Source organism: Leptospira levettii (assembly GCF_002812085.1).
Lineage (GTDB): Bacteria > Spirochaetota > Leptospiria > Leptospirales > Leptospiraceae > Leptospira_A > Leptospira_A levettii.
Genome location: NZ_NPDM01000001.1, coordinates 272474 through 296923, shown reverse-complemented (window position 1 = coordinate 296923; position 24450 = coordinate 272474). Strand labels below are relative to the sequence as shown.

At 38.3% G+C, this 24450-nt stretch carries 25 protein-coding genes; 16 read left to right on the top strand and 9 right to left on the bottom strand.

Translation table 11 applies throughout. The features are described from left to right. Window position 1: 1 nt before the first annotated feature. Genes atpG through CH354_RS01255 form a run of 8 tightly spaced genes read left to right on the top strand, consistent with a single transcriptional unit; the run spans window position 2 to window position 10051 of the window. Complete coding sequence (gene atpG / locus CH354_RS01290; RefSeq protein ID WP_100726264.1) at window positions 2-871, top strand: ATP synthase F1 subunit gamma; 870 nt, start codon at window positions 2-4, stop codon at window positions 869-871. 21 nt (window positions 872-892) lie between these two features. Then, complete coding sequence (gene atpD, locus CH354_RS01285) at window positions 893-2299, top strand: F0F1 ATP synthase subunit beta (RefSeq protein ID WP_100726265.1); 1407 nt, start codon at window positions 893-895, stop codon at window positions 2297-2299. Window positions 2300-2304: 5 nt separating this feature from the next. Further along, window positions 2305-2685, top strand: a complete 381-nt coding sequence (gene atpC / locus CH354_RS01280; RefSeq protein ID WP_100716278.1) for an ATP synthase F1 subunit epsilon — start codon at window positions 2305-2307, stop codon at window positions 2683-2685. Window positions 2686-2732: 47 nt separating this feature from the next. Continuing rightward, window positions 2733-3029 carry a hypothetical protein gene (locus CH354_RS01275; protein ID WP_100716279.1) on the top strand — a complete coding sequence of 99 codons (297 nt, stop codon included), beginning with the start codon at window positions 2733-2735 and terminating at the stop codon, window positions 3027-3029. Window positions 3030-3038: 9 nt separating this feature from the next. Next, a complete protein-coding gene (locus CH354_RS01270) occupies window positions 3039-5354 on the top strand; it encodes a hypothetical protein (protein WP_100726266.1) in 2316 nt (771 codons plus the stop codon). A gap of 1 nt (window position 5355) precedes the next feature. Further along, the gene (locus tag CH354_RS01265; protein ID WP_100726267.1) at window positions 5356-7566 is read left to right on the top strand and encodes a GAF domain-containing protein; all 2211 of its coding nucleotides are present in this window, start codon (window positions 5356-5358) and stop codon (window positions 7564-7566) included. Window positions 7567-7575: 9 nt separating this feature from the next. Further along, a complete protein-coding gene (locus CH354_RS01260; protein ID WP_100726268.1) occupies window positions 7576-8973 on the top strand; it encodes an MBOAT family O-acyltransferase in 1398 nt (465 codons plus the stop codon). A 34-nt stretch (window positions 8974-9007) separates the two neighbouring features. Beyond that, window positions 9008-10051 carry a hypothetical protein gene (locus CH354_RS01255; protein WP_100726450.1) on the top strand — a complete coding sequence of 348 codons (1044 nt, stop codon included), beginning with the start codon at window positions 9008-9010 and terminating at the stop codon, window positions 10049-10051. Here CH354_RS01255 and CH354_RS01250 read toward each other — a convergent pair. The 3 genes from CH354_RS01250 to CH354_RS01240 are packed head-to-tail and all read right to left on the bottom strand — an operon-like array spanning window position 10013 to window position 11804. Then, window positions 10013-10198, bottom strand: coding sequence for a DUF5808 domain-containing protein (locus tag CH354_RS01250; protein WP_100716283.1), 186 nt, complete (start codon window positions 10196-10198; stop codon window positions 10013-10015). The two genes, CH354_RS01255 and CH354_RS01250, sit on opposite strands and share 39 nt — an antisense overlap. A gap of 24 nt (window positions 10199-10222) precedes the next feature. After that, the gene (gene carA, locus CH354_RS01245) at window positions 10223-11308 is read right to left on the bottom strand and encodes a glutamine-hydrolyzing carbamoyl-phosphate synthase small subunit (protein ID WP_100726269.1); all 1086 of its coding nucleotides are present in this window, start codon (window positions 11306-11308) and stop codon (window positions 10223-10225) included. A 46-nt stretch (window positions 11309-11354) separates the two neighbouring features. Further along, window positions 11355-11804, bottom strand: coding sequence for a hypothetical protein (locus CH354_RS01240; RefSeq protein ID WP_243395911.1), 450 nt, complete (start codon window positions 11802-11804; stop codon window positions 11355-11357). 294 nt (window positions 11805-12098) lie between these two features. On the opposite strand from CH354_RS01240, the gene CH354_RS01235 reads away from it, so the two are divergent. Further along, entirely contained in the window at window positions 12099-13001 is a 903-nt protein-coding gene (locus CH354_RS01235) for a porin OmpL1 (RefSeq protein WP_100726270.1), read from the top strand. A gap of 80 nt (window positions 13002-13081) precedes the next feature. On the opposite strand, the gene CH354_RS01230 is transcribed toward CH354_RS01235, so the two are convergent. From CH354_RS01230 to CH354_RS01215, 4 genes are read right to left on the bottom strand one after another with little or no spacing between them, the layout of a single operon-like run. Beyond that, a complete protein-coding gene (locus CH354_RS01230) occupies window positions 13082-13396 on the bottom strand; it encodes a 4a-hydroxytetrahydrobiopterin dehydratase (RefSeq protein ID WP_100726271.1) in 315 nt (104 codons plus the stop codon). Then, complete coding sequence (locus CH354_RS01225) at window positions 13368-14282, bottom strand: DMT family transporter (RefSeq protein WP_100726272.1); 915 nt, start codon at window positions 14280-14282, stop codon at window positions 13368-13370. The genes CH354_RS01230 and CH354_RS01225 overlap by 29 nt, the downstream gene beginning before the upstream one ends. Further along, window positions 14272-14985 carry a uracil-DNA glycosylase gene (ung, locus tag CH354_RS01220; RefSeq protein WP_165780320.1) on the bottom strand — a complete coding sequence of 238 codons (714 nt, stop codon included), beginning with the start codon at window positions 14983-14985 and terminating at the stop codon, window positions 14272-14274. The genes CH354_RS01225 and ung overlap by 11 nt, the downstream gene beginning before the upstream one ends. Next, a complete protein-coding gene (locus CH354_RS01215; RefSeq protein ID WP_100726273.1) occupies window positions 14912-16126 on the bottom strand; it encodes a hypothetical protein in 1215 nt (404 codons plus the stop codon). The genes ung and CH354_RS01215 overlap by 74 nt, the downstream gene beginning before the upstream one ends. Window positions 16127-16169: 43 nt before the next feature. On the opposite strand from CH354_RS01215, the gene CH354_RS01210 reads away from it, so the two are divergent. Further along, a complete protein-coding gene (locus tag CH354_RS01210) occupies window positions 16170-17084 on the top strand; it encodes a DMT family transporter (protein WP_100726274.1) in 915 nt (304 codons plus the stop codon). A gap of 51 nt (window positions 17085-17135) precedes the next feature. On the opposite strand, the gene CH354_RS01205 is transcribed toward CH354_RS01210, so the two are convergent. Then, window positions 17136-18194 (bottom strand): AI-2E family transporter, encoded by a 1059-nt coding sequence (locus CH354_RS01205; protein WP_100726275.1) that lies wholly within the window; start codon window positions 18192-18194, stop codon window positions 17136-17138. Beyond that, window positions 18191-18712, bottom strand: coding sequence for a cyclic nucleotide-binding domain-containing protein (locus CH354_RS01200; protein WP_100716291.1), 522 nt, complete (start codon window positions 18710-18712; stop codon window positions 18191-18193). Before CH354_RS01200 ends, CH354_RS01205 begins: the two co-directional genes overlap by 4 nt. A gap of 58 nt (window positions 18713-18770) precedes the next feature. On the opposite strand from CH354_RS01200, the gene bioD reads away from it, so the two are divergent. The 6 genes from bioD to CH354_RS01170 are packed head-to-tail and all read left to right on the top strand — an operon-like array spanning window position 18771 to window position 24450. Continuing rightward, window positions 18771-19463, top strand: a complete 693-nt coding sequence (gene bioD, locus CH354_RS01195) for a dethiobiotin synthase (protein ID WP_100726453.1) — start codon at window positions 18771-18773, stop codon at window positions 19461-19463. Next, window positions 19453-20781: an adenosylmethionine--8-amino-7-oxononanoate transaminase gene (gene bioA, locus CH354_RS01190; RefSeq protein ID WP_100726276.1), complete on the top strand. Its 1329-nt coding sequence runs from the start codon at window positions 19453-19455 to the stop codon at window positions 20779-20781. Before bioD ends, bioA begins: the two co-directional genes overlap by 11 nt. Before the next feature lie 57 nt (window positions 20782-20838). After that, entirely contained in the window at window positions 20839-21894 is a 1056-nt protein-coding gene (gene bioB / locus CH354_RS01185) for a biotin synthase BioB (protein ID WP_100726277.1), read from the top strand. 59 nt (window positions 21895-21953) lie between these two features. Next, on the top strand, window positions 21954-23501 hold the full coding sequence (locus CH354_RS01180; protein ID WP_243395908.1) for an MFS transporter: 1548 nt from the start codon (window positions 21954-21956) through the stop codon (window positions 23499-23501). A 24-nt stretch (window positions 23502-23525) separates the two neighbouring features. Then, a complete protein-coding gene (locus CH354_RS01175) occupies window positions 23526-23705 on the top strand; it encodes a hypothetical protein (protein WP_002975048.1) in 180 nt (59 codons plus the stop codon). Continuing rightward, window positions 23683-24450, top strand: a complete 768-nt coding sequence (locus tag CH354_RS01170; RefSeq protein ID WP_100716294.1) for a GDSL-type esterase/lipase family protein — start codon at window positions 23683-23685, stop codon at window positions 24448-24450. The genes CH354_RS01175 and CH354_RS01170 overlap by 23 nt, the downstream gene beginning before the upstream one ends.

The window sequence follows — 24450 nt, the reverse complement described above, 5'->3', positions numbered from 1 at the left end:
CTTGGCGACACCGCGTGAGATAAAAAAGAGGATTAACTCGGTTAAAAACACGAGAAAAATCACTCGAACCATGGAGATGGTCTCCACGGCTAAGGCAAAAAAAGCCACTAACAAAGTGAATGCGGCGAAACCATACGCTGACTTAACACGTGAGTTAGTATCTTCTTTGTCTAGCCTTGCCGGGATCATCCACAGCCCTTACTTAAGGAAGCCGGACAAAATCCGTAAGGTAGCTATCCTTGCAATCGCCGCAAACCGTGGGTTATGTGGTGGTTTTAACTCCAACCTTCTTCGTATGGTGAAAAACCGTATCGAAGAGTTGAAGGCAAAAGGTGTGGAAGTAGAAGTCCATGCTGCAGGGAAAAAGGCGATCTCTTTCTTTAAATTTGCTAAAGTTGATTTGGTAACTTCATACACCAACATCGATGACAAAGCTGGAAGTAAAGAAGCGAATGACCTTGCTTCTTATTTTATGGAACGTTTTGCCAACGAATCGGTGGATTCTGTTGAAATCATTTCCACTCATTATTATTCAGCAGCCAATCAAAAACCTGAGATCACTTCTGTTCTTCCGCTTCAAATGGAAGAATCGGGTTCCAAGGGTTCTTCTGGTCCAGAAGTGTTATACGAACCAGATCCAAAAACCATCTTAGAAAACTTACTTCCAATGGTGATTAAAACAACTTTTGTTAAAATCATTTTGGAGTCAGTTGCTTCCGAACACATTGCACGTAGAGTGGCGATGAAAGCAGCTACAGATGCCGCTGGTGAGATGATTAAACTTCTGACTCGCGGTTACAACAGAGTTCGTCAGGCAAAAATTACGCAGGAAATTTCAGAAATCGTAGGGGGAGCGGAAGCCATCTCCTAACAAAGGTCTTTCGGAGTATATATGAATAAAGGTAAAATTAAACAAATCATCGGTTCGGTATTGGACATCAGTTTTGATTCCGGGAATATGCCTGAGATCTACAATGCCGTAGAGATTCAATCGAAAGTAAACGGCAAAGACGTTACCATCACTGCAGAAGTGCAACAACACATCGGAGACAACACAGTTCGTGCGATCTCCCTTCAATCCACAGACGGTTTAAAACGTGGTTTGGAAGTGGTTGATACAGGGATTCCAATTTCTGTTCCAGTAGGAACAAAAACACTTGGTAGAATTTTTAACGTCCTTGGTGAGGCTATCGACGAACTCGGTGACCTTCCAAAAGACGTAAAGAAGATGCCAATCCATAGAAATGCTCCTTCTTACGAAGAAATTAAACCTAAAACTGAGATCTTTGAAACAGGGATCAAGGTTATCGACCTTCTTGCTCCTTACATCAAAGGGGGAAAAACAGGACTCTTCGGTGGTGCTGGGGTTGGTAAAACCGTTCTTATCCAAGAGTTGATTAACAACATCGCAAAACAACATGGTGGTTACTCCGTGTTCGCTGGTGTGGGTGAAAGGACTCGTGAAGGAAACGACCTTTGGAATGAAATGAAAGAATCTGGAGTTATCGACAAAACAGTTCTTTGTTTTGGTCAGATGAACGAACCTCCAGGTGCACGTCTTCGTGTGGCTCTTTCTGCCTTAACAATGGCAGAAAACTTCCGTGACGAATCTGGATCTGATATCCTTCTTTTCGTAGATAACATCTTCCGTTTCTCCCAAGCAGGTTCTGAAGTATCGGCCCTTCTTGGACGTATGCCATCAGCGGTAGGATACCAACCAACTCTTTCCACAGAGATGGGGGGATTACAAGAACGAATCACTTCCACAACCAGAGGTTCCATTACTTCTGTGCAAGCGATCTACGTTCCTGCCGACGACTTAACTGACCCGGCTCCTGCAACTGCGTTTACGCATTTAGATGCAACAACAGTTCTTTCTCGTGCGATTTCTGAAAAAGGGATTTACCCGGCTGTGGATCCACTCGATTCCACATCACGGATTATGAACCCACAAATCGTTGGGGAAGAACATTACAACACGGCGCGTGAAGTACAAAGAATTTTACAACGTTACAAAGACCTCCAAGATATCATTGCGATCCTAGGTATGGACGAACTTTCTGAGGATGACAAAATCCTAGTGGCTCGTGCTCGTCGTTTGGAGAAATTCCTCTCCCAACCATTCCACGTGGCAGAACAGTTCACTGGTCGACCTGGTAAATATGTGAAGTTAGAAGACACAATCCGTTCCTTCAAAGGAATCATTGAAGGAAAGTATGACTCTCTTCCAGAACAAGCATTCTACATGGTCGGATCGATTGACGAAGTGATCGAAGCGGCGAAACAACTCAAAGGTTAATTCGGATGAGTAAAGAACTGACTTTAACAGTCATCTCGCCGGACAAAATCCTTTACCAAGGCAAGGCAGAATCAGTGATTCTGCCAGGTTCAGTAGGTTATTTTGGAATTTTACCTGGGCATGCAACTCTTGTGTCACAACTCGATTTTGGCCTCATTAAGTTGCATACAGCTGGAAAAGAATTCCGAATCGCCATTGATGGTGGATTTTGTGAAGTGAGAAATGACCAAATCCGAGTGCTCACGGAAGGTGGGGATTCTGAAGATGATTTGACTCATGACCACGCCATCGAGCTCTTACAAGAAGCAGAATCTCTCCCATCCTCGAAAGAGAAAGAAAATCTCCTAAAGAAAGCAAAAGTTCGCATTTTACTGCACGAACGTTAATTTTTTTCCCCCCTTCTTGCCGAAAATAAACCAGAGGGGGATTTCCTTTGAATCCAATCTGGCTCAGACGAATGGTATTCTTTATTGTAATATTGTCTGGATTGGTGATCTTAAAGGAAAACCCTGATTTGCGAAAAAGAATCTATTCGGAAGCACCAATCCGTGTTAAAATTGAGGGACCCGTAATGAACCCCGGAATTTATACACTAGATGCAGGTTCTAATGGAAACGATTTAATTGGGATCGCTGGTGGAATCATCCCAGGGGCGCAAATCAAACTGGAGGACAGTATCTTGGAACAACCGTTAGAGGATGGCCAGATACTAAAATTGGGAAAACGGTAATCGAGGCGAATGGCGGATCAAGAACAGAATCAAAACGAAGATCTAGAAAACATCGAACCTATACTCGATGAAGACTCGTTTTCATTAGATTTGGATGATTTTGATATTGGTGAAGATGATTTAGATGTATCACCAGGAATTGAAGCACCAAACTTAGATGATATTTCCGCTTTTGATGATGAAGATGAATCAATTTCTGATTTAGTTGCTTCATCAGATGATTATGATGATATACTTGATATAGATTTAGACTCTGACTTAAATTTACTCGGGGAAGAAGACCCCATTTTGCATGATGAAGACATCCATGCAGATTTTTCAGATTACGAAGAAGAATCTGAAAAAGAGCATCATTCTAAACAACCAACAAACTCTCAAAAAAAACAATCCATTGATTTGGATGATGAAGATTTAGAATTAGAATTCGATGATGATTTAATTGATCTCGATAAAGAGATTGAATCCATTCTAAATGGTGAAGATGGAATATTAACTTCCAAAAAACAACCTTCAGCACATGACGAAGAAGAAGATGGTCCAATCTCTCTTTCATTAGAAGAGTTGGAAAACATCACAGGTTCTCTTCCAGAAGAAGAACATTCTGGATTACCAAATCGTGATCAAAACTTCCAAGACAATTTTGACTCAGAAAATGCACTCATCGATGAACATTCTGATTTAGATCTTGATTTAGATGACTCAGAGATTGATACAACACTTGCTTTTGACGAAGAAGGCAAACCACAATTTGATTTAACAGATTACGACAATGAAGAAACATTTGTCCCTCAAGACGATTTGGGACCAGGCGGAGAAGAAGAATCTAGTTTCACATCACTTGTTGACCCAGAAGAAGAAGAATTATTCGGCCATAACAAAGAAGATGAAAATCTTACACTTTCTGATGAAGAACTAGGAAGTATACTCGGAGCTGGTGGCGAAGCAAGTTTAGAAGAAACATTAGCATCCGAAGAAGAGTTTTTTACTACTGACGATCACGAAGATTTACCAAGTTTCACGGACGAAGAAAGTAGTTTTGATCTGTTAGGTGGTGAGTTTGAACCTGCAGAAGAAGATGAAACCACCACAGAAGAAGAGGAAGAAGGTCCACTTACTCTTTCTTTAGAGGAATTGGAAAATATCTCTGGTGAGACAATGGCAGAAGATATGGACGATTCAAGTTCTGATCTAATTAGTGAAGAAATTGAAGATGAATCCATCACATTGAGTGCAGACGAACTTGGAAGTATCATCGCCAATGATCCAATTGAAGAAGATGATTCAGATGAAGAACATCATGAATTGGATACTGATTTAGGTGATGATTTTGGATTAGATTTTGGTGAACCTGAATCTGATGTTTCCGAACCAACTGTTGAAGGATTGGAAGGTGAAATGGAAGGATTTGAATCTTCTTCAGAGGACGAAGAGGAAGGACCAATTGCACTTTCTTTAGAAGAACTAGATTCCATTGCCGCTGAAGCTGAAGAAGTTTCAGATGAAGAATTAGTAGATAGTTTAGACCGAGCACCACTACCTTACGAAGAAGACCTAACTCCAAAATCTGACTTATTGGCTGAAGAGGAAGAAGACGAATCCATTGCACTTTCAATGGAAGAGTTAGAGAACATTACAGCAACCGAAGAAGAAGATTCCTCGGAACATGGTGGAGCATCAGAACTCGAAGCAGAAATCGAACAGGAAGACGTCACACTTTCTCCAGAAAGTTTAGATGCAATTCTCGGTGAGGAACTTCCTGGGGAAGGATTGGAAGACATTGCTGATTTACCTGAAGAAGAAGAATTCACTCTTTCTGAACAAATCGAAGAAGAACCAGTTGCCGATTTCAATTTAGAACCAACAGATGAATCTTCCAGTTCTGAATTTGACTTAGAGCCGATGGAAGACATCGATTTAGTTGAACATGAAGGCGAATCTGATTTTGGTGATCTTTCCTCTGATGTTACCATCGATGATAGTTTTGACCTAACTCATGATCTTTCGGAAGAAGTAAGAACACCAACACTTGCTTCAGATGATTCGGAAGAATTTGAAGTTGATTTAGATGAATATGCTATGGAGGGAAAACTCTCTCCACTGGAAGAATTACGTAAATCAGATGTAGCAGCTCCAGCAACTAACAAAGAATCAGAAGATGCATTTGCGGAAGCGGGTGGTGATCATCTATCAGTTGGTGATCGTAAAAAAGTTCTCAGTTACCTTGATAATTTACTAGGAAATCTTCCAGATGAAGTCATTCGAGAATTCTCTAAGTCACAATACTTTGAGTTATACAAAAAAATGATGAAAGAACTGGAGTTATAAAGTGGGGCTCCTTGATCGTGCCGAAGAGATTAAAAAAACTTCGGAAACAAAAGTATCCCAAACTCCATCTGCAAAAAAAGATAGTCCGTCCTTACTAAAAAAAGCTGAACATTTTCGGGAAGAAGATCCTTCCCCAAGCAAAAATGTATCCGAATCCATTCCTGTTGCTGATTCCGACTCAGATTGGTTAGATGAAGCAATTTCAGATTCGCTTGCGACAGAAATCGGTGATTTACCAAGTCCAGATGGGGAAGAAGAATTTGACTTAAGCGACATTCCCGAACTAACAGATTCAGACTTTGGTGATTTAAGTGAAAGCCATGAGGATTGGAAAGACAATCCAATTTCAAATTTAGAAGATGATTTAGATTCATTGCATGACGAATCAAATCCATATGAACCAGTTGCATCCGATTCAGATTCTGAATTAGAGCCAGATCATGATTCTCATCACGAAACCGAAATTCCAGAACCAGAAGGAGAGGAGGAACAGGCATCAGTCTCGAACAACGAGAAAGAACCTGAGTTAGGTGACGATTTGATTGATCGTGATTATCACGATGATTTAAATGAAGCCGATGCACCTCTACCCGAAGTAAATCTTTTTGATGAATGGGAAAATGAGGCAAAAAAAGAAGCCGCAAAACAACCATTACGACCAGCAAAAGAAGATCCAGCACCCATCGGTGAAGAAGTATTATTCGATGATGAATCTGATTTTGGAACGGCACCAATGGCATATCATTTGGCTTCCAAAAAACGAATTGAGAATTACCAAGCAATCTTCGAGATCACAAAAGAAATTGCTTCTTCAAAAGAATTTTCAGATTTTTTTGATAACTTGGTTTATAGTTTAATTGGACAAGTAGGTTGTCACTCCGTTGTCATCTTAACATCAACAAATCCTAAAAATACAAAATGGGAAGCTGTCGCTGCACAAGGGATCACTTCAAAAGATGCTTGGTATCTCTCTCCTGGTGATGAAATTTATGCGAGGATTTCTGACTCTGAAACTGTTATTTATGCAGGCGAATTTAAATCTTCAAGATTACCAAATCGAGAATTAAACTTATTAAATGAGATGGGTTCAGAGATTCTTGTTCCAATTCGACATGGTGAAAAATGTTTTGGGGTATTATCACTTGGGAAACTCATCAATGGTGAAGAATATATTACAGATGATTTAGAATTTGCTAAAATTGTTGGTGATATTGCGGGTTCAGTATTTGAGAGAGTATCCGAATTTGAATCAATTAATGATGAATTAGTACATGCAAAAGAAGTGATAGAGATCAATGAATCGGTTCTCCAATTCGCAAGGGATTTTTCGAAAGTACGCAAAATGGATGAAGCTTACGATTTTTTAATCGATAATATCAAAAACAAATTGGGTGTTAAGCAGTTCTCTTTCTTAGTATTAGATTCTGAGACTAGATCCGATTATATAGTTTTTGGATCCAATTTTATTTTACCTGAAAGGACAAAAGATTTCCGACTCAGTAAGGATTCTGATATTGTTGGTATGGTTTCCAATGTATCGGGAGTTTACAAACTAGAAAATTTCCGAGAAGATGCGGAACTCAAATCGATTTTTACAAATGACGAATTGGGAATCATGAGTGAATTTACGATTCTTCCGATCATCAACTTAAATTGGTTAGTTGGTATGGTAATCATCCATTCTACTGGAACTGCTTGGACTGATACAACACGTGATGTGGCCGTTTCAATGCTTGAAACTTCAGCTCCTGTTTTTGCTAATTTACTCATTCTGCAAGAAAAAGAAGCATTATTCCGGAATCCATTTAATCCTTTGGAATCTCGTATCCTTGCTGAGATGGAAAAAGCATCTAGTCTCAAGGCTTCCTTTACAGTATCTTTATTTAAAATTCAAAACGTTTCTAGAATGATCCATTTAGTCGGAACAGGGACATTCGCCAGATACGCAGATACTTTACGAAAAACAATGATGGACCATATCAGTGAACTCGATTTTTTCACAAGAGTAGGCCAAGGAAAATTTGTTTTAGTTCTACATGGAAAAGACAAAGAAGAAACCGATGTTGTGATAAAGAAGATAAAGTCTTCCTTTGCTAAAAAAGAAGATACAATCATTGGAAATTTCCGAGCAAGTTATCGAGTTTTGACCTTAGCATACCCTCATGATACCAAAGACAAAAACCAATTTTTGGAAATGGTAGAGGAAGCATAATTTACCTTTGTGTTATTTAACTCACTCACTTTCGTTTTACACTTTTCTCTTTTTTACATCATTTATTTTTACTCCACCTTCACGATTCGCAAAACATTATTAATCCTTTTTGGATTGTACTTTTATTCGCAATGGGGAATTGTTGGAACACTTTTACTGATCACATCTATCATATTTAATTTTTTAATGGGTATTCTCATTGATTCAAATGATTCGAAACTTCGTAAACGAATCTTTGTATTTGGAATTATAGTCAATGTTCTATATTTGGGAGTTTTTAAGTATTTTTTGTTTGTATGGGGAATCTATTCTGATTTGAAAATTGAACTTGGAGGGCAATCACCTCTTTGGAAACCAAATCTACTATTACCAATTGGGATTTCTTTTTATACCTTTCATAACATCAGTTATTTGATTGAGGTATATGATAACAGAATCAAGGTATGTAAAAACTTTTTCACATTCGTTTTATATGATTTATTTTTTCCTTTATTGTTGCTTGGACCAATTGAAAGACCAGGCAATTTAATCCCTCAATTTGAATCTGTAAGATTGATTTCAAAAGAAAAAATTTGGAATGGTCTTTCTCTATTTTGTTTCGGAGTATTTATCAAATCGAGTATTGCTGATCCTTTGTCTCGTTATGTAGGAATTGTAGCAAATTCGTTTGATTCTTTAGAACCTGGCATCTTATGGATTGTCGCACCAAGCATTGCATTCCAAGTTTACGCAGATTTTTTTGGATATTCGTTATGTGCCATGGGTCTTGCAGAGATGTTGGGTTTTGAACTCATGAACAATTTTAAAAGACCATTTTTTTCTTCCAACCCATCTGAATTTTGGTCAAAGTGGCATATTTCTCTTTCAACATGGTTGCGTGATTATGTATACATTAAGTTAGGTGGAAATCGACATGGATTTCTTAGGGAGAATTTTAATTTATTATTAGTTTGGTTTCTTACTGGTATCTGGCATGGAGCTGGATACGGTTTTATCATATGGGGTTTGTATTTAGGAATATGTCTGATCTTGTATCGAATTTTGAAACATATTGGTTTCACTCAATTCCAAAATCCTTTTATAAAAGTTTTGGGAATTCTCTTAACTTTTTATAGTTTTTCATTGGGTCTTCTTTTGTTTCGTATCAATTCTCCTTCTGAGTCTCTACTCATTGTTAAAAACTTACAACACATACCAAGTCTTTCCTACATTCCTTATTCCCTATTTTTGATCATCTTACCATTGGTTTTATTTGATATTTGGCAAGAGTGGAAGGAAACGGAAAGACCTAGCTTTTTTGTGAATGAAAAACCTTATATATTTGTTTGTTTGTTTGTGGTTGGATTTTTTTGGTTTTCGTTAGTTTCACCATTTGCAAAAGAAGATTTTTTCTATTTTCAATTTTAAGCGAATTGTATTACACTTTTTAGAAATTGATCCAATGAAACTGCGATTTTTAGTCCTTCTCTTTTTTGGTATTTCATTATTCATGTATTGTACATGGGAGTATTTAGTTCCATATTGTGATACAACTTCCATCTACTGGTTTTTTGCAAAAGATCGTAAATGGAATCCGAAAGCAAAAATCTTAGTTTTAGGTGATAGTCAGATCGTCAGTGGGATCTTACCAGAAACAATTGCAGAGATTGAATCTGTGAACTTGGACGAGGTTTTATTCCTACCAAGACCAAGCCAACAACCAGAAGGTATTTTGTCTGATACTCTTTGTTTGACGAATGCACTTCCCAATCTAAGGAAAGTCTATGTAAACATCTCTCCTCTTAATACAAGTAAAAATTCCATCACAGATGCACACAAACAATTGTATTATTCATTCGGTGATTTTGAATTCCACCATATAACTGAGCCTTTGCTAAGGAAGGCTTATTTTAGTAATCTAGCGGATCTAAGTTGGAAGTTTGTCATCAATTTGTTCCCCTATTTTGGACTTAGTTCCAATACAAATCGTATTTTCTATGATCCAATTGTGAAGGAAGATTTAACAAGGAGAAGGTTAGAGTTTGATGCGATTCAAAAGAGTATGAGACTCACAAGTGGTGCTTGGATATGGAAATCGATCAGTGAAGATCCAATTTTAAAGGAAGGTGACAAATTCCCAAATTTGGATACAACAATCCTTTCTGGGAAAAGAGAGTTATCGATTCAATTGTGGGTCAGAACGTTGCAAGAATGGAATAAACAAAAGTTAGATGTAGTCATTCTTAGAATTCCTTTTTCACCCCAAATGGAAATGGATTTGAAAGAAAAAAATGCATATGGAGTTACGGATTCATTCATTGAATGGATGGAAAGAACTCAATTCCAAAATCGAAGATTCGTTTATGATTTTAGATCTAGTTTTTTAAAAGACTATGGATACTTTGCGGATTTAACGCACCTCAACCAGAAAGGAAGAGATGCTTTTGGAAACTTGTTAAAAAAAACCTTACTTGATCACACCAACTCGTCTGCCAAGGGCATGTAAGTTGATCCCCCAACCAATTCCAAGGAATTGTTTTGGAGTGAGAATTTCTTCTGTGCTTGGATCCCAAATATCTTTTACGAACGCTTCCGCGGAGATTTCAGTTCCGTAAGGAATCCCCCAGAAATTTTTATCTTCTTTGTATGACATAGTGCCCCCTCAATTTACCAAAGTTTAGGATTTTGAGGTTTCTACCATAGTATAAAATTCTTGGAAATGGTAGGCGGAATCATGGGGACCTGGACATGCTTCTGGGTGGTATTGTACCGCCATCACAGGCAAACCTTTTGTTTTGAGTCCAGCTACAGTATTGTCAAAAAGATTGATCCGAGTGATGGGCATATCTGCCGAAGATTCACCTAACACATGAAAGCCATGGTTTTGGGAAGTGATTTCAATTTTTCCTGTTTCTTCATTTCGCACAGGGTGATTCCCACCTCGATGACCAAACTTGAGTTTGGAGGTCTTTTTCCCAAGAGCAAGGCCTATGATTTGGTGGCCAAGACAAATCCCAAACAATGGTTTTTTGGCATCCATAATCGTTTTTGCTGATTGGATTGCATAATCGAGTGGAGCAGGATCCCCAGGGCCATTGGATAAAAAGAAAGCATCAAATCCTTCTTTTAATAAATCCTCAGCTTTTGTTTTAGCAGGGAAAACATGTACATTAAATCCAGCAGAATCGAGTAAACGTAAGATGTTACGTTTGATGCCAAAATCATAAACAGCTAGTTTGAATTTGCTTGGAGAATGAGCACCAAAAACATAAGGTTTTTCACAAGTGACCACTTGGGCGAGGTCTTGGCCTTCCATACTCGGAGCATTTTTGACAGCTTCTAAAAAGGAATCTTCATATGTTTCGGCGATAAAGATACCACAGTTCATGGCTCCAGCATTTCGAATAATGCGTGTTAGTTTGCGGGTGTCGATCCCTTCGATGGCAGGCACTCCAAATCGAATTAAAAAATCACTAAGTGTTTCTTTGGATTGGAAATTGGAAGGTCGTTTGACATACTCTTTGACAATGAGACCAGAAGCCTGGATTCGATCTGATTCCATATCATCTGGGTTAATTCCATAGTTCCCAATCATTGGGTAGGTAAGTGTGACAAGTTGACCTTTGTAGGAAGGGTCAGTTAAAATTTCCTGATAGCCCGCCATAGAGGTATTAAAAACTACCTCGCCGATCGAATTCTTATTTGCACCGAAGGATCGGCCTTTCATGACCGTTCCGTTTGCTAAAACCAAAAAAGCCTGCATCAAATCCATTCCAAAGAACCATGCCAGGCTTGCGAACAAAAATTCATCAATCTTTTACATAATAACGTTTGATCCTGTCATACCTGAATTCCCCATCGATGGAGACGGTTTTCAATTGGGAAAGAGCATCTGCCATTTCCTTTGCTTCTGTGGGACTGATGGTGAGGTAAAACCTCCTTCCTCTGACGAGATATACAATTTGCCCTGTGGTTGGATCAGCCTCTACCACTTGGCCCTGGATGGTTTTGGTTTGGGAGGTACGACTGGGAGAATTCACTTGGTACTTTTGGAACACATGTGGTTTGCCAACACAGAGCCAAGTATCGGAAGTGGGTGAACTTTGTGTCGCTTTCCCTTCGACATGAAGGTTCCCTTTTTGTTTATTCCCAAAACTGAGGGACATGGTATCGGGATCACAATAGATGGTTCGTTCCCGTAAGTTGGTGGCATCTAAAAAGACAAAATGTGAGTTCTCACCTTCTGATTCCCAACTCAACAATTCGCCTGAAAAACGTATGACCTTTCTTTCTTTCGCGGTAATATTGGTAGAAAAAAGAACAAAAAGCCAAAGGAATCTGCAAATAAGGAAAAGTTGTTTAGACCGGGTTAGACTCATTCGAAATTCCACATTTAACACAATTTTCGTGAAGATTTAACAATTTTATTTGACAAATCTTATGAGAAGCACTAGTTTCATTGCAATTGTCGGTATGAACGACTGCTCACAGTATTCGTTTGTCCGCAGGAATGAAAAAAATTCAGGAAACACTCACTAAGGAGTAATCATCAAATGCTGAAATCTCTACGCTTTGGAATGATGGGGTTCTTACTTATGTGCTTGGCTGGCAGCCTTAGCGCACAATCTGGTCCTCGTTCTTATTTTATGGTCGGTCTTGGTATGCAATTCGACCTTGCACAACTCGGCGGAACCATTACAAAAGATGGTCTAGATTCTAGAAACCCACAATTGAGCGGAACTGGTGCTCCAACTGGTTCACTTCAAAAAGCTATTTACGCTGAAAACACCCTTATCAGTTTGAAACGAACAACTGGTGGTGCTGTTGGTGCAAAAACTAGCGGAGCTATGGTTGGTGGTAACGTAAACGTAGGTTACGAAAAAGAAGGAGTCTTCGGAGTTCCTAGCCTTTTCTGGAGAATCAACGTTAACTATACTACGAAAATCTCTGGTGGTGAAACATCTTCCACAATTATGGGATACAAGTGGTTAGACCAAGAGTGGCAATACACTGCTTGGACAGTTCCTACTTATTTAGGGATTAAATTATACAATGCTGCAAATGACACTGCTGTTTACGTCGGAGCAGGGGTAAACTACTTCCACGGATGGTGGGGAGTTTCTGGAACCATCAACAACCCAGGACTTCAAACTTTCGCTCCTGGAATTTTAGGACCTGGTGGATCACTTCTTGGTGATGCTCCAAACCCTGGAATCAACAAAGAAAACGTACGTTTTGGTGCACACGGTTTTGGTTTAAACTGGCTTGTTGGTGCTCAAACAAAAGTAACTGACAAAGGTCACCTTTTCTTCGAATTGGAAACTATCCTTTCTGCAGGAATGGGAGTTGGTGGAGTTGCATCGGTTGGAGGAGCTTCTGCTCTTGCACCTTGGGTAGCATACCCAGTGGTTATCGGTGGACAAACTTACCGCGTAGGTTACAAAATCGAAATTTAATCAGTTAATCGCTGTTAAAGGAAAAAACCGGTGTTGGATTCCAACTCCGGTTTTTTTTTGTCCACATACTCATCCTCTTTTTACAAAAACTCATTTGGTTCTTCCATTAACATTTGAATCAATTCCAAATCCTTGGTAGTGATCGCATTTGATTCATGTGTATATAATTTGAGTCGGACTTTGTTGTAAACATTCCATATTTCGGCATGGTGGTCTAACGATTCTGAAACCAATGCAAGTTTTGTTAAAAACAAAAATGCACTTTTAAAGGAAACAAACGAATGTTCAAAACTAAGATAACTGAGTGTTTTTTCCTTTGTATAATTCCATTGAGGAAAGTCTTTTAAGAAAGTTTCAATTGTTTCTTCATTCAATATCTGATTCGGTTGTTTCATTCTGTTTAGACTTCCTTTTATGGAATACAATTAAATACAAACCAAGTATGATGAGACCACCACCACCTAGTTTTTGTATGTCGATTGGCTCGTTCATAAAAAATATACCAACAAACATCAAAAAAATTGGTTCAATGAGAAGAGTTGCATTCAGTTTACTAATGGGTAAATAATTATGTGCTTCAAAGTAAAAAGCTCTCCCTAAAAAATAACCAAGCAGGGAACAGACCCCAAGGGTTAATATGACGGAATATTTAGGTACTAAAAAAGACCCAATACCAAGTGAATAAAAAAAGAAAAACACACATAATAACAATAAACGTAAGTAAGCATATTCTAAACCTAAAATTTCAGGGATGTATTTTTTAATTAAATAACTTTGGATCGCAAACAAAAAAGCACTGATGAGTATACAAATTGACGCGATCCAATGGATTTGACCCTCTAAGGTTGATATGAAATAAATTCCAAACATGGAGATGATGATCCCAAAAGTCTCTCTATATTTTAATTTTTCTCCAAGGAACACAACACCAAGTAAAACATTATACAAAACAGTTGTTTTGATGAGAATTGCTGCGGGGCCTAAATCGGTTTGTTTTAAAGCATAATAATACAAGATAATTCCCATGGCATTGGACAAAGTTCCAATGAGTAAAATTTTACCATCCCGTTTGATGGTTAAGATTACTTTGTTTCGACGTTTCGTTGAAGTTATAAAATAGGGACTCACAACCAAAAAGGCAAATCCAACACCAAATAAGGCAGCCATCTCTGGAGATAAACTATACCTTCGAAATACTTCTTTAAAACCGATGACTTCAAATGCGAAAAAGACTCCGGTTAAAAATACAAAAAAATATCCCTTTTTTTCATTACCAGTCAATGGTTTCTTTTCCTATTGATTTTAAGTATTCATTCGTTTTCGAAAAATGGCGGTTTCCTAAAAAACCTCGGTAGGCAGAAAGTGGAGAAGGGTGTGCTGATTTTAGCACCAAGTGTTTGTTTGGTGGGATGAGAGTCTCTTTTTTTTGTGCAAAGGATCCCCATAATAAAAAAACTAAATTTGATTTTTGATTTGCTAAGATACGGATCACTGCATCCGTAAATTCTTCCCAACCTTTGTTTTGGTGGGAACCTGCTTTGTCTTTTTCAACCGTGAGTGTTGCATTCAATAAAAACACTCCTTGTTTGGCAAGGTATGTTAAATCACCAGATTTTGGGATTGGTTTTTTGACATCATCTTGGATTTCTTTGAAGATATTTTGGAGAGAAGGAGGAAACGAAACACCATCCAATACCGAAAAACAAAGTCCATGAGCCTGTCCTGGTCCATGGTAAGGGTCTTGGCCAATGATTACTACTTTTACCTGATCAAAAGGGCATAAATCAAATGCATTGAATATAAATTTGGCAGGAGGGTAGACGATTTTGGTTTTGTACTCGTCTCTTACCCATTCCCGTAATTTTGTAAAATAAGGTTTTTCAAATTCTGCCTGTAAAACCTCTTTCCAACTAGATTCTATTTGAACGTCTTTCAGATTTTCCCTCCGAATGAAAGAATAACACGCGTAAATCGATACCACCATGAGTAACATGAATGGTTTTTTTCGCAAATGCACGTAAGTCCTTCATACACTCACTCCACTTCTCTTCCGTTGGGCAAAGGATATAACCAATGAGTGCAATTTCATTTTGAAACACTTGGGAAAGTTCTCCTAGTCGTTTTCCTATTTTTGAATATAACTTTTCGTCAGGACCAATCCTTTCGTTTTTTCGATACCCATATGGTGGGTTCAAAGGTAAAAAATAATGAGTAGAGGATTCTTTTCCTTCTGGAAAAACGGGGAAAGTTTTTAAAAAGTCAGAAACAGTATGGTCAATGGTTTCAACATGGATCCATTTCCTCCAATGGTCCATTTCCTTTTTCCAATAAGGTTCGAGAGCTGGATCTGTATCTTGGATGACTACAGGAGTGAGATTTAGATTCGTATTTAAGGAATCTCGTTTTTTAAGGAAATGTTCAAATGATTTGGTCGGGAATAAATTCAATTTTTTCCATACTAAGTCTCTAGGGAGAGTTAAAAAGGGTATTTTCTCTTCAGCTAATTTCCATTCGGTGGCAAATGTCATTGTTCCTGCAAATGGAATGTAAACTAGTTTTACACTGTCTTTAGGAATGGAAAAAAATTGAAAACATTGTTCTGTTAGAATGTGAGCTAAATCTTCTGGAATGGGTGCACTTGTGGGAAAATTAGCTTTGATTCCTCTTTTGTAACCTGGTTCCCCTAATACCGATAGTGTGACTGTGACCTCTTCCTCAAAAAAACTAATATGTAAGTTTTCTTTGATCTCATAAAACTTTGTTTCATTGTCAGTAAACAACGGTTTTGCGATTGAGACAGCTTCTGTGAGGATTCGGTCCCATTCGTCTTCACGTTTGTCTGCTGACATGTCCCAATCATTGGTCCTTGCGATCACAAGACGAAGGTCTCGAATGAAATAACCATGGAATAAAAGATAAGTAATTTGGTGAGGGTTTACATTTTCAATTTTGATTTTTTCAGAAAAAACACGGACATTGGCTTCCGGTTGGTTGGGCATAGGTACATGGTCTAAAATTTCTTTTACTTTTTCTCCCACCCAAGTGGAAGTCCCTGGAGGGAAGTACAATTCCCAAGTTAAGGGAGTTCCCAATTGTGGTTTCCTGATTTTAAATTTCCAATTCATCTTTTCCTTGCTATCCGAATTTCCCTAGAAAGATTGACCTTACATGCCAAGGATCTTCACTCCAGAACTGTTTTTGGTGATTGCCGCCATTCTTTGGGGTGGAACGTTTGTGGTCATCAAACTTGCGCTTGATTCGGTTCCTCCTTTTTTATTTTTAGCAGTCCGATTTTCCCTCGCCGGTTTCATCACATTATTACTGTATCGGAAAACCTTATTTTCCAAAGCAAATCGTCGATTGGATTACATTCTCCCTGCTTTTTTTGTCGCCTGTTCGGCATTACTAGGGTATGCATTTCAAACCATTGGGCTTGTTTACACTTCCGCTACCCAATCAGGTTTTATGACTGGTGCATATGTGATTTTTGTACCATTACTACAGATTGCCATCGAACGAAAACTGCCTTCTTTACGAACATGGATTGCTGTTGTGATTGTGGTGATCGGATTGTTTTGTATTTCACAAAATGGTAAATCTTTAGATGAGTTCCAAGGTGATTTGGGATTTGGGTTTGGTGATGGTCTCACTCTAATAGGAGCGTTTTTTTTTGCTGTCTATATCATTCTCATCGATATTTACACAAAAAAAATTCCCTCTCAAATTTTAGTATCGTTTGAAATTTTACTAATAGCAGTTGTCTCTAGTTTTTTATTCCCAATAGAATCTATATTTTTAAAACAAACCATCCATGTTCAATTTGATTTAAAATTCTGGATTGGTATCATCTATACATCAGTTTTTGCAACGATCTTTACAACACAAATCCAAACAAGATACCAAAAGGCAGTTTCTCCTGCGAGGGCAGGTTTACTTTATAGTTTGGAACCAGTGTTTTCCTTTTTCCTGGCTTATCTTGTGTTAGGTGAGAGGCTAGGTGTGATTGGTGCGATTGGTTCCTTTCTCACACTATTTGGAATTTTGTTTTCGGAAATGGGAAAGTGGAATAAACGAGAGGAATGAATTTTGGACAAAACCAAAATACTTCCCTCTCCTGCATCTTAAGTAAAAATTTTATATGATTTGGTGTTCCTTTAGAGCATGGTACAAAATGCCTATGGTCACTTTTAATATGGATAAAACAGGAATGGCAAGTAACATTCCAAAAATACCAAAAAAGTTTCCACCAACTGCAATTCCAATGAGGATCGCAAGTGGGTGTAACGAAACAGCATTTGCAATCACAACAGGTTGGACTATCGCATTGTCGACCAATTGTGCTACTATGACAACGGATGCAATGGAACCTATGGAAGGCGACATTTCTGGGAATAAAATTGCAAACAAAATGGGTGGGATAGCACCAACTAACGGACCTAAGTAAGGTATCGAATTGGCAACTCCTAAAAATATTCCAAACAGAACAAAGAATTTTACACCCACAAAATAAAATCCAATGGATGCAACGACTGCCATGATACCACATTGGATCACTAAACTCTTTAAGTAACTTGTGATCTGTTGGTTCATACGATAAAAAACCATAAGAAACATTTCAAAAAAACGATTGGGGATAAAACTAATCATTGTTTTGTAGATTAGGTTTGCATCTAATAACAAAAAGAAACTAATGATAGGAATAATGATCATCCAACTGATAAATGTTGGAATCATCACAACAATTCCTCTTAAAAATTCTTCTAAGTTATTGGTGGCAAGTTTTGCAATCTCTTCTGGATTGATGATTTTTTTCCATAGTTCCGGATTTTTAGAAACAACAGGAAGTTTTGTGAAATCAAGCAACTGGAAGTTGGGGTCATCCATTTTGGTTGACCACTCCGAAACAATTGGTTGTGCTTTTTCAAATAAGTTAGGTAAATAAAATGCTAAAAACCAATACGCACCTGCAATCAAAATGGAGAAGATTATAATAATCGTGAATGCCCGATGGATTCCTCTCGATTCAAAATAATCAACAACTCCATGGAAAATATAAAAATGAATTCCTGAAATGAGAAGTGGGATTGCTAAAAATTTTACACCGACAATACCAATTAAAACAGTTAATGCGATAAGCCCAAAAAAAGCAGATCGTAAAACCAGTGATGATATACTATTTTCTTTAAAGATCATTTGGGTTTATTCTTTTTACTTTTAAAGTAAGCTGCTTCTAATGTATCATTTGTTTTGCGAAGTCGATCTGCAATGATTGATGCAAAACTGAGAAGTAAATCGTTTCCAACTCTAGGTTTTGTTTCCAATAAAGTTTTTAACTCTGGTTGGAAAAATCCAAGTAAAATGGAATCAACAAGTGCAACAGCAGTAGCTGACCGTGGGAAATCTTGGAAAAGAGCAAGTTCACCGAAAAAAGCACCTTTTTCAAGTTCGGCGAGTTTCAGTGTCACTCCTTCTCGTTCAGAAAAAATTTCAACTTTTCCCTGTAAGATTAGATAAACTCCCGTTCCTGCTTGTCCCTGAAAAAAAATGGTTTCACCCGCATAATACTTTCGTTTATGGATGAGCCTTGCTACTTCACGGAGTGTCCTCCGTGACATACCTTCAAAGATTGCAGTTTCACGTAAAAAATGTGAAATCTCTGTGATGGGGTTATCATCGCGTTTGAGAATGGATTTCCAAAGGGGAAGTTGCATATTGCCTCTTCTATATAAATCGGATAGACGAGGCCTGGAATTGATAAAACTTGCTCTTATGGGACAAGCTTTTTATGTGACAGGGACCGGAACGGACGTAGGTAAAACTTTTTTTTCCTCTCTTTTTATGGCAAAATACGCGAAAAAGTTTGGTTTTCGGTATTGGAAACCCATCCAAACAGGGACCATCAGCGCCGACGATACAAGTTTTGTCCAAAATACAACTCATTTGCCTGATTCACATTTTCTAAAGCCTAGTTTTGAGTATAAAACACCAGCAAGCCCACATTACGCGGCAAAGTTGGAAGGACAATCCATCGACCCAAAAACTCTTTTGGCATTGATTTCCAAAGAACGAAATAACAATACACTGATCGAAGGCGCAGGAGGTGTGTTTGTTCCTATCACCGAAAATTATCTGACCATACGTGCCATACAGGAATCCAATTTAGGTGTGGTAGTGGTTGGTTCCACAGAACTTGGCACCATCAATCATACACTTTTAACATTGGAGGTTTTAACTTCTCGGTTTATCCCTGTGTATGGTTTTTATTTAGTGGGTCCTAAAAACGATCTACAAGAAGATAATGCCACCATGATACAGAAATTAGGTGGAGTTTCCCTTCTAGGTATCACAAACTTTCCTGAACAAAGATTATCTTCTGATGAATTTAACAGTTTTGCTTCTACTCATTTTGATATAGACCGAAATGTGATTGATGTTGTCTTAAACGCTGAAGATGAAATTTAATCCAGTTAATACCAATACTTGGGTTCCACTTACGATCCAAGATGAATCTGAATCCTTATTAAACGTTATTTCTGCCGAAAATGAATTTGTTACGGATGAAGATGGAAACGTATGGATCGATGCCATCTCCAGTTGGTGGACAGTGATTTATGGTCATAGGAATCCTCGGCTTATCTCTGCTTTACAAAACCAATTACAATCATTGGATCATGTGATGCTTGCAGGCAATATTCATGAGAGTGCTGAAAATTTAGCGAAGAAATTATTGGAACTCACGAATTTCGATTTTAAAAAAGTATTTTATTCGGATAACGGATCGAATGCGATCGAAATTGCATTAAAACTATCAATCCAGTATTACCAAAACCATCCTGATTTTAAACCACGATCTGAGTTTATCGTTTTTTCCAATTCCTATCATGGAGATAGCATTGGAGCAATGAACGTATCTGGAAAAAATTACTTCAATCGAATATTTTCCGAACTCCGATTCCCAACAAAGGAGTTTCCAGCCCCCAACTGTATGAACTGTCCGTGGGGGAAACAATCTTCGAGTTGTGATACAGAATGTTTGGCAGACTTAGAACTTGCAATCAAACAAAACGAATATGCCGGTATAGTGATTGAACCATTGGTTTTTGGTGCCAATGGGATGTTGTTTTATGATAAAAAAGTATTAATCAAACTTAGAGACTTGGCAACGAGTACAAACACTTTACTGATATTTGACGAAGTGTTTACAGGTATGGGAAAATTAGGAGAACCGTTCGCTTACCAGAAGGCGGAAGTGGTTCCCGATTTACTGATTTTAGCAAAAGGACTTACGGGAGGTATGTTACCTCTTGCTGCAACACTCGTCTCTGATTTTATTTATAAACAGTTTCTTTCGAAAGATCCATACAAAGCATTTTTCCATGCACATACCATGACAGGGAATGCACTTGCATGCAGCGTTGGTTATACGTCTATTTCGATGTTACAAGAATTTGGTCTAACGCTAGTAAGGGAATTGGAAAAAAAACTAAATCTATTTGCAGTCACCTTCCAAAAAAGAATGGGGACGTCAGTTGAAAATGTCCGGGTGATGGGTGGAATATTTGCCTTTGAATGGAAGGAACCTGTTGCCCATGATGAATACTTAAACCCCATTGGAAAACAGATCAAAAATTCCCTTCGGAAATTTCATATTTTACTCAGACCTTTGGGACGTACTATATATATCACTCCTCCCTATACCATTTCAGATTCTTCACTCGAAAAAATATTTTTGGCGCTTGAAACGACCCTTCTCGGATTTTTAGAACCAGAAAAAGACTAAATCTTTACCTCCATTTTCTTCGTTTACAGAGTCACCCTCAGAATAGATTTTGTTTTCATGATCGCAACTATCCAAGAAAAAACGACCTCTTCCTCTCCCTCCATCATTTCCGAGGAAGAAGCCCTCAAAATTTTAAAAGGAGAGGTTCCCTTTTTGCCCATCGTGGCAAAAGCTTCGGAAGAACGATTCCGTCATTTCAGCAATAAAGTTCGCATTCATATTTTAGATAACATTAAAAACGGATATTGCCCTGAAGATTGTGGTTATTGTGCACAAAGGAAGGGTGGAGAATCGGGGATCCAAGAGTATTCCTTAAAATCACCTGAAGAAATTTGGGAAGATGCCAAGAAGGCAAAAGAAAACGGTGCATATCGTTTTTGTATGGTCACTTCAGGCAGAGGACCAACTGACAAAGCTGTCGACAAATTAGCAGAAACCATCTCCAAAATCAATGGTGAATTAGGTATGAAGGTTTGTCTTTCTGCAGGAATCCTTGATGCCAAAAAAGCAAAAACGTTAAAAGACGCTGGTCTTGATCGTTACAATCATAACCTGAATACTTCCGAATCTAAATACAAAGAAATTTGTTCCACTCATACCTTTCAAGACCGATTAACAACACTTAAAGCGGCCAAAGAAGCAGAGATTGGACTTTGTTCTGGGATCATTGTGGGTATGGGTGAAGCATTGGAAGACATCGTACAAGTAGCGTTTGAACTCAAACGACTTGGTGTGATCTCCATTCCCGTGAACTTTTTTATCCCTATCAAAGGCCATGCGATCCAAAAGTCACCACTCACTCCTGAATTTTGTATCAGAGTGTTGTCTGTGTTCCGTTTGGTGAACCCAGACTCAGAAATCCGAGTAGGTGCGGGTCGTGAAGGTCATTTGGGTTCCCTTCAATCGATTGCATTATATGTTGCCAATTCACTTTTTGCAGAAGGGTATTTGAATGTAAAAGGAAGTGAGATGGAACAAACGATGAATCTCATTCATGATTGTAATATGGTTCCAGAATTTACAGAAGGAATCCCAGAAGGTTGGGAAGACTACGAGTCCAAGTTTTTATACGACGAGAAAAACTTTCCAGAACTCTATAAACATAAAAAGTAGTTTGCGTTTTTCACTTTTGGCGGTATCATGCTCCTACTTTACCGCCTCTAGTGATACACATGCAAAAACCGTCTTTACCATTTGGAAAACAAATTAGTTATGCGGTAGGCCAACTTGGTTGGTCTACGCTCATCAACATCATTGGTCTCCACCAAGTTTATTTTTACCTACCACCAGCTCCGAAACCAGGACAAGAGTGTTTCCCTGATCTGATTGAAAAAATGGCGTTTTGGGGCCTGTCCACCATCGGTGTGGTCGCAGCCATTGGTCGTTTATGGGATGCATTCACTGATCCCCTCATTGCAAACTCTTCCGATCGTTTTTCTTCACGGTTTGGTCGTAGAATTCCCTTTTTATTTCTGGGTGGAATCCCATCTGCCGTCTTTTGTTGGTTAATCTTTGTGCCACCACATAACTTCGTCTCTTCGACAAACTTAGTTTGGATGACGAGTTTTATGTTACTCTTCTATCTATTTTTAACAGTGTATGTCACACCATTTTTTGCACTTATCCCTGAGCTTGGACATACTCCCGAAGAACGACTCAATTTATCCACATACATCTCAGTAACATATGCATTAGGGATCATTGTTGCCTCCACGGAACCTATGATTGCGAGTGTTTTACAATCTAGTTTTGTTTTTGATCCAGATCCTTCGTTGCAAACTCTTGTCGCAAGACAATATGCATTGGGTATCCTTTGTATCTTTGCTGCGATTTGTATGTACTTCCCCGTATTTACCATCCATGAAAAAACATACTGTGAATCAGAGGCATCAAGTGTACCTTTTAAAGAAGCACTTGTCCTCACGTTCAAAAACAAAAACTTTTTGTATTTTGCACTTTCTGATTTGTGTTACTTCCTTGCACTCACCATTCTCACAACCGGTATTTCCTACTACGTAACAGTACTATTAGAATTGGAAAGGGACTTTGTCACACAACTCCTCACAGTGATGTTACTTGTATCCTTTGCCTTTTACCCTGTTGTCAATTTTGTCGCACGGAAAATTGGGAAAAAGAGAACTGTTCTCATTGGATTTTACACTTTCCTCGCTCTGTTTTTATCCATTTATTTTATTGGAAAAAATAGTTTGCCATTGTCCCCGTATATCCAAGGTTACATGATCGTTGCAGTTGCTGCCATACCAATTGCAATCCTTGGTATATTACCAAATGCAATATTAGCAGATATTGCTGAACTTGATTCATTAAAAACAGGTTCCAAACGAGAAGGTCTTTTTTATGCAGGAAGGACCTTTATGCAAAAACTAGGACAAACACTTGCGGTATTAATCTTCAGTTCAGTGATTTTGCTCGGGCTTGACCGTGATTCTAAAAAACAAATTTCTCCAAGTGTAACAGGAATCATTGCTCCATCTGTGTCTGAATCTAAGTCAGAACCGAAAAAAAATAGTGAGTCTGAGGCAAAAATAAGTAAGGAATCTACCATTTGTAAAGTCGAAGAAGTAGAAGCGGGTGGGGAACTGGGAGTTCGATTGACAGGTCCGTTGGCATCTGCATTCTGTTTACTTGCAATTTTTCTCTTTGGAAAATACAAAGAGGATGAAACTTTAGAAGAGATTGCAAAGATACGTGGAAATTAAATCCTGGTTTTTGGAGCTATTCAGATGAGATATCGCATTGAGACAACCAAGTTAAAGAACGGGTATATCGAAGCCAAACTCATCGAAACAACCACAAATAACCCGATTGAATTTCGGATTTGTGACACGGAAGAATATGCGCAAGCCCAAATCAAAGATTGGCAAAAGCGCTTCCGAATGAATGAACCGCAAGAACAGGATTAAATTCTTCCTTCGATGGGGTGTTTCGATCGCCCTAGTTTTGAGTGTTACAGATTGTAAAACCACCTCAAAACGAGATTACTTTGACTCTAACTTCCAGTGTTTTGCAGAGCCGGGTTGGCGCGATGATGTAAATTTTAAAAAATACATCGAAAAGGCCTGGCTCCCAACACGTTTGTTATACGCCGAAGACAATACTAAAATCAAACGTTCTGAAATTGTTTTTACCGGTGATAGTTTGGTACATTTGTTTTTACCGGATCTAATGGTAAAAGAATTCCCTGGCAAATCGGTCACCAATCGTGGGATAGGTGGTGATATGACAGAAACCTTACTCACTCGTATCGATGATGATGTATTACGATTAGAGCCCAAAACAGTGGTGATTGAAATCGGTGGAAACGATTTTATCCAAGGGAAATGTTTGAGCCTTGTGCAAAATAATCTACTCATGATCATCAAAAAAATCCATTCCCATAACCACCAAACTAGGATATTTCTCATCGCAGTTCCGCCAACTCGTGTGAAGGAATTGAATCAAATTGTTCCTGTTTATAATTTATTTTTAAACCAAGTTGCTCGTACCACACAAAATGTAGAATACATAGAAGTTTGGGACATCATGCGAAAACCAGATGCACCAACTCTAAGTGAAGAATTCATTCGCCCGAATGGTGATAGTTTGCATTTTAATGAAAAAGGATACGAACTTTGGGGTAAAAAACTGAGACCCTATTTACAAAAATAA

What these genes read in the sequence shown, in the direction of transcription:
- atpD (WP_100726265.1), top strand. Translation starts at nt 893, where the DNA reads ATGAATAAAGGTAAAATTAAACAAATCATCGGTTCGGTATTGGACATC.
- atpC (WP_100716278.1), top strand. Translation starts at nt 2,305, where the DNA reads ATGAGTAAAGAACTGACTTTAACAGTCATCTCGCCGGACAAAATCCTT.
- CH354_RS01270 (WP_100726266.1), top strand. Translation starts at nt 3,039, where the DNA reads ATGGCGGATCAAGAACAGAATCAAAACGAAGATCTAGAAAACATCGAA.
- CH354_RS01255 (WP_100726450.1), top strand. Translation starts at nt 9,008, where the DNA reads ATGAAACTGCGATTTTTAGTCCTTCTCTTTTTTGGTATTTCATTATTC.
- CH354_RS01250 (WP_100716283.1), bottom strand. Translation starts at nt 10,198, where the DNA reads ATGTCATACAAAGAAGATAAAAATTTCTGGGGGATTCCTTACGGAACT.
- carA (WP_100726269.1), bottom strand. Translation starts at nt 11,308, where the DNA reads ATGCAGGCTTTTTTGGTTTTAGCAAACGGAACGGTCATGAAAGGCCGA.
- CH354_RS01235 (WP_100726270.1), top strand. Translation starts at nt 12,099, where the DNA reads ATGCTGAAATCTCTACGCTTTGGAATGATGGGGTTCTTACTTATGTGC.
- CH354_RS01230 (WP_100726271.1), bottom strand. Translation starts at nt 13,396, where the DNA reads ATGAAACAACCGAATCAGATATTGAATGAAGAAACAATTGAAACTTTC.
- ung (WP_165780320.1), bottom strand. Translation starts at nt 14,985, where the DNA reads ATGGTGGTATCGATTTACGCGTGTTATTCTTTCATTCGGAGGGAAAAT.
- CH354_RS01215 (WP_100726273.1), bottom strand. Translation starts at nt 16,126, where the DNA reads ATGAATTGGAAATTTAAAATCAGGAAACCACAATTGGGAACTCCCTTA.
- CH354_RS01210 (WP_100726274.1), top strand. Translation starts at nt 16,170, where the DNA reads ATGCCAAGGATCTTCACTCCAGAACTGTTTTTGGTGATTGCCGCCATT.
- CH354_RS01205 (WP_100726275.1), bottom strand. Translation starts at nt 18,194, where the DNA reads ATGATCTTTAAAGAAAATAGTATATCATCACTGGTTTTACGATCTGCT.
- CH354_RS01200 (WP_100716291.1), bottom strand. Translation starts at nt 18,712, where the DNA reads ATGCAACTTCCCCTTTGGAAATCCATTCTCAAACGCGATGATAACCCC.
- bioD (WP_100726453.1), top strand. Translation starts at nt 18,771, where the DNA reads ATGGGACAAGCTTTTTATGTGACAGGGACCGGAACGGACGTAGGTAAA.
- bioA (WP_100726276.1), top strand. Translation starts at nt 19,453, where the DNA reads ATGAAATTTAATCCAGTTAATACCAATACTTGGGTTCCACTTACGATC.
- bioB (WP_100726277.1), top strand. Translation starts at nt 20,839, where the DNA reads ATGATCGCAACTATCCAAGAAAAAACGACCTCTTCCTCTCCCTCCATC.
- CH354_RS01180 (WP_243395908.1), top strand. Translation starts at nt 21,954, where the DNA reads ATGCAAAAACCGTCTTTACCATTTGGAAAACAAATTAGTTATGCGGTA.
- CH354_RS01175 (WP_002975048.1), top strand. Translation starts at nt 23,526, where the DNA reads ATGAGATATCGCATTGAGACAACCAAGTTAAAGAACGGGTATATCGAA.
- CH354_RS01170 (WP_100716294.1), top strand. Translation starts at nt 23,683, where the DNA reads ATGAACCGCAAGAACAGGATTAAATTCTTCCTTCGATGGGGTGTTTCG.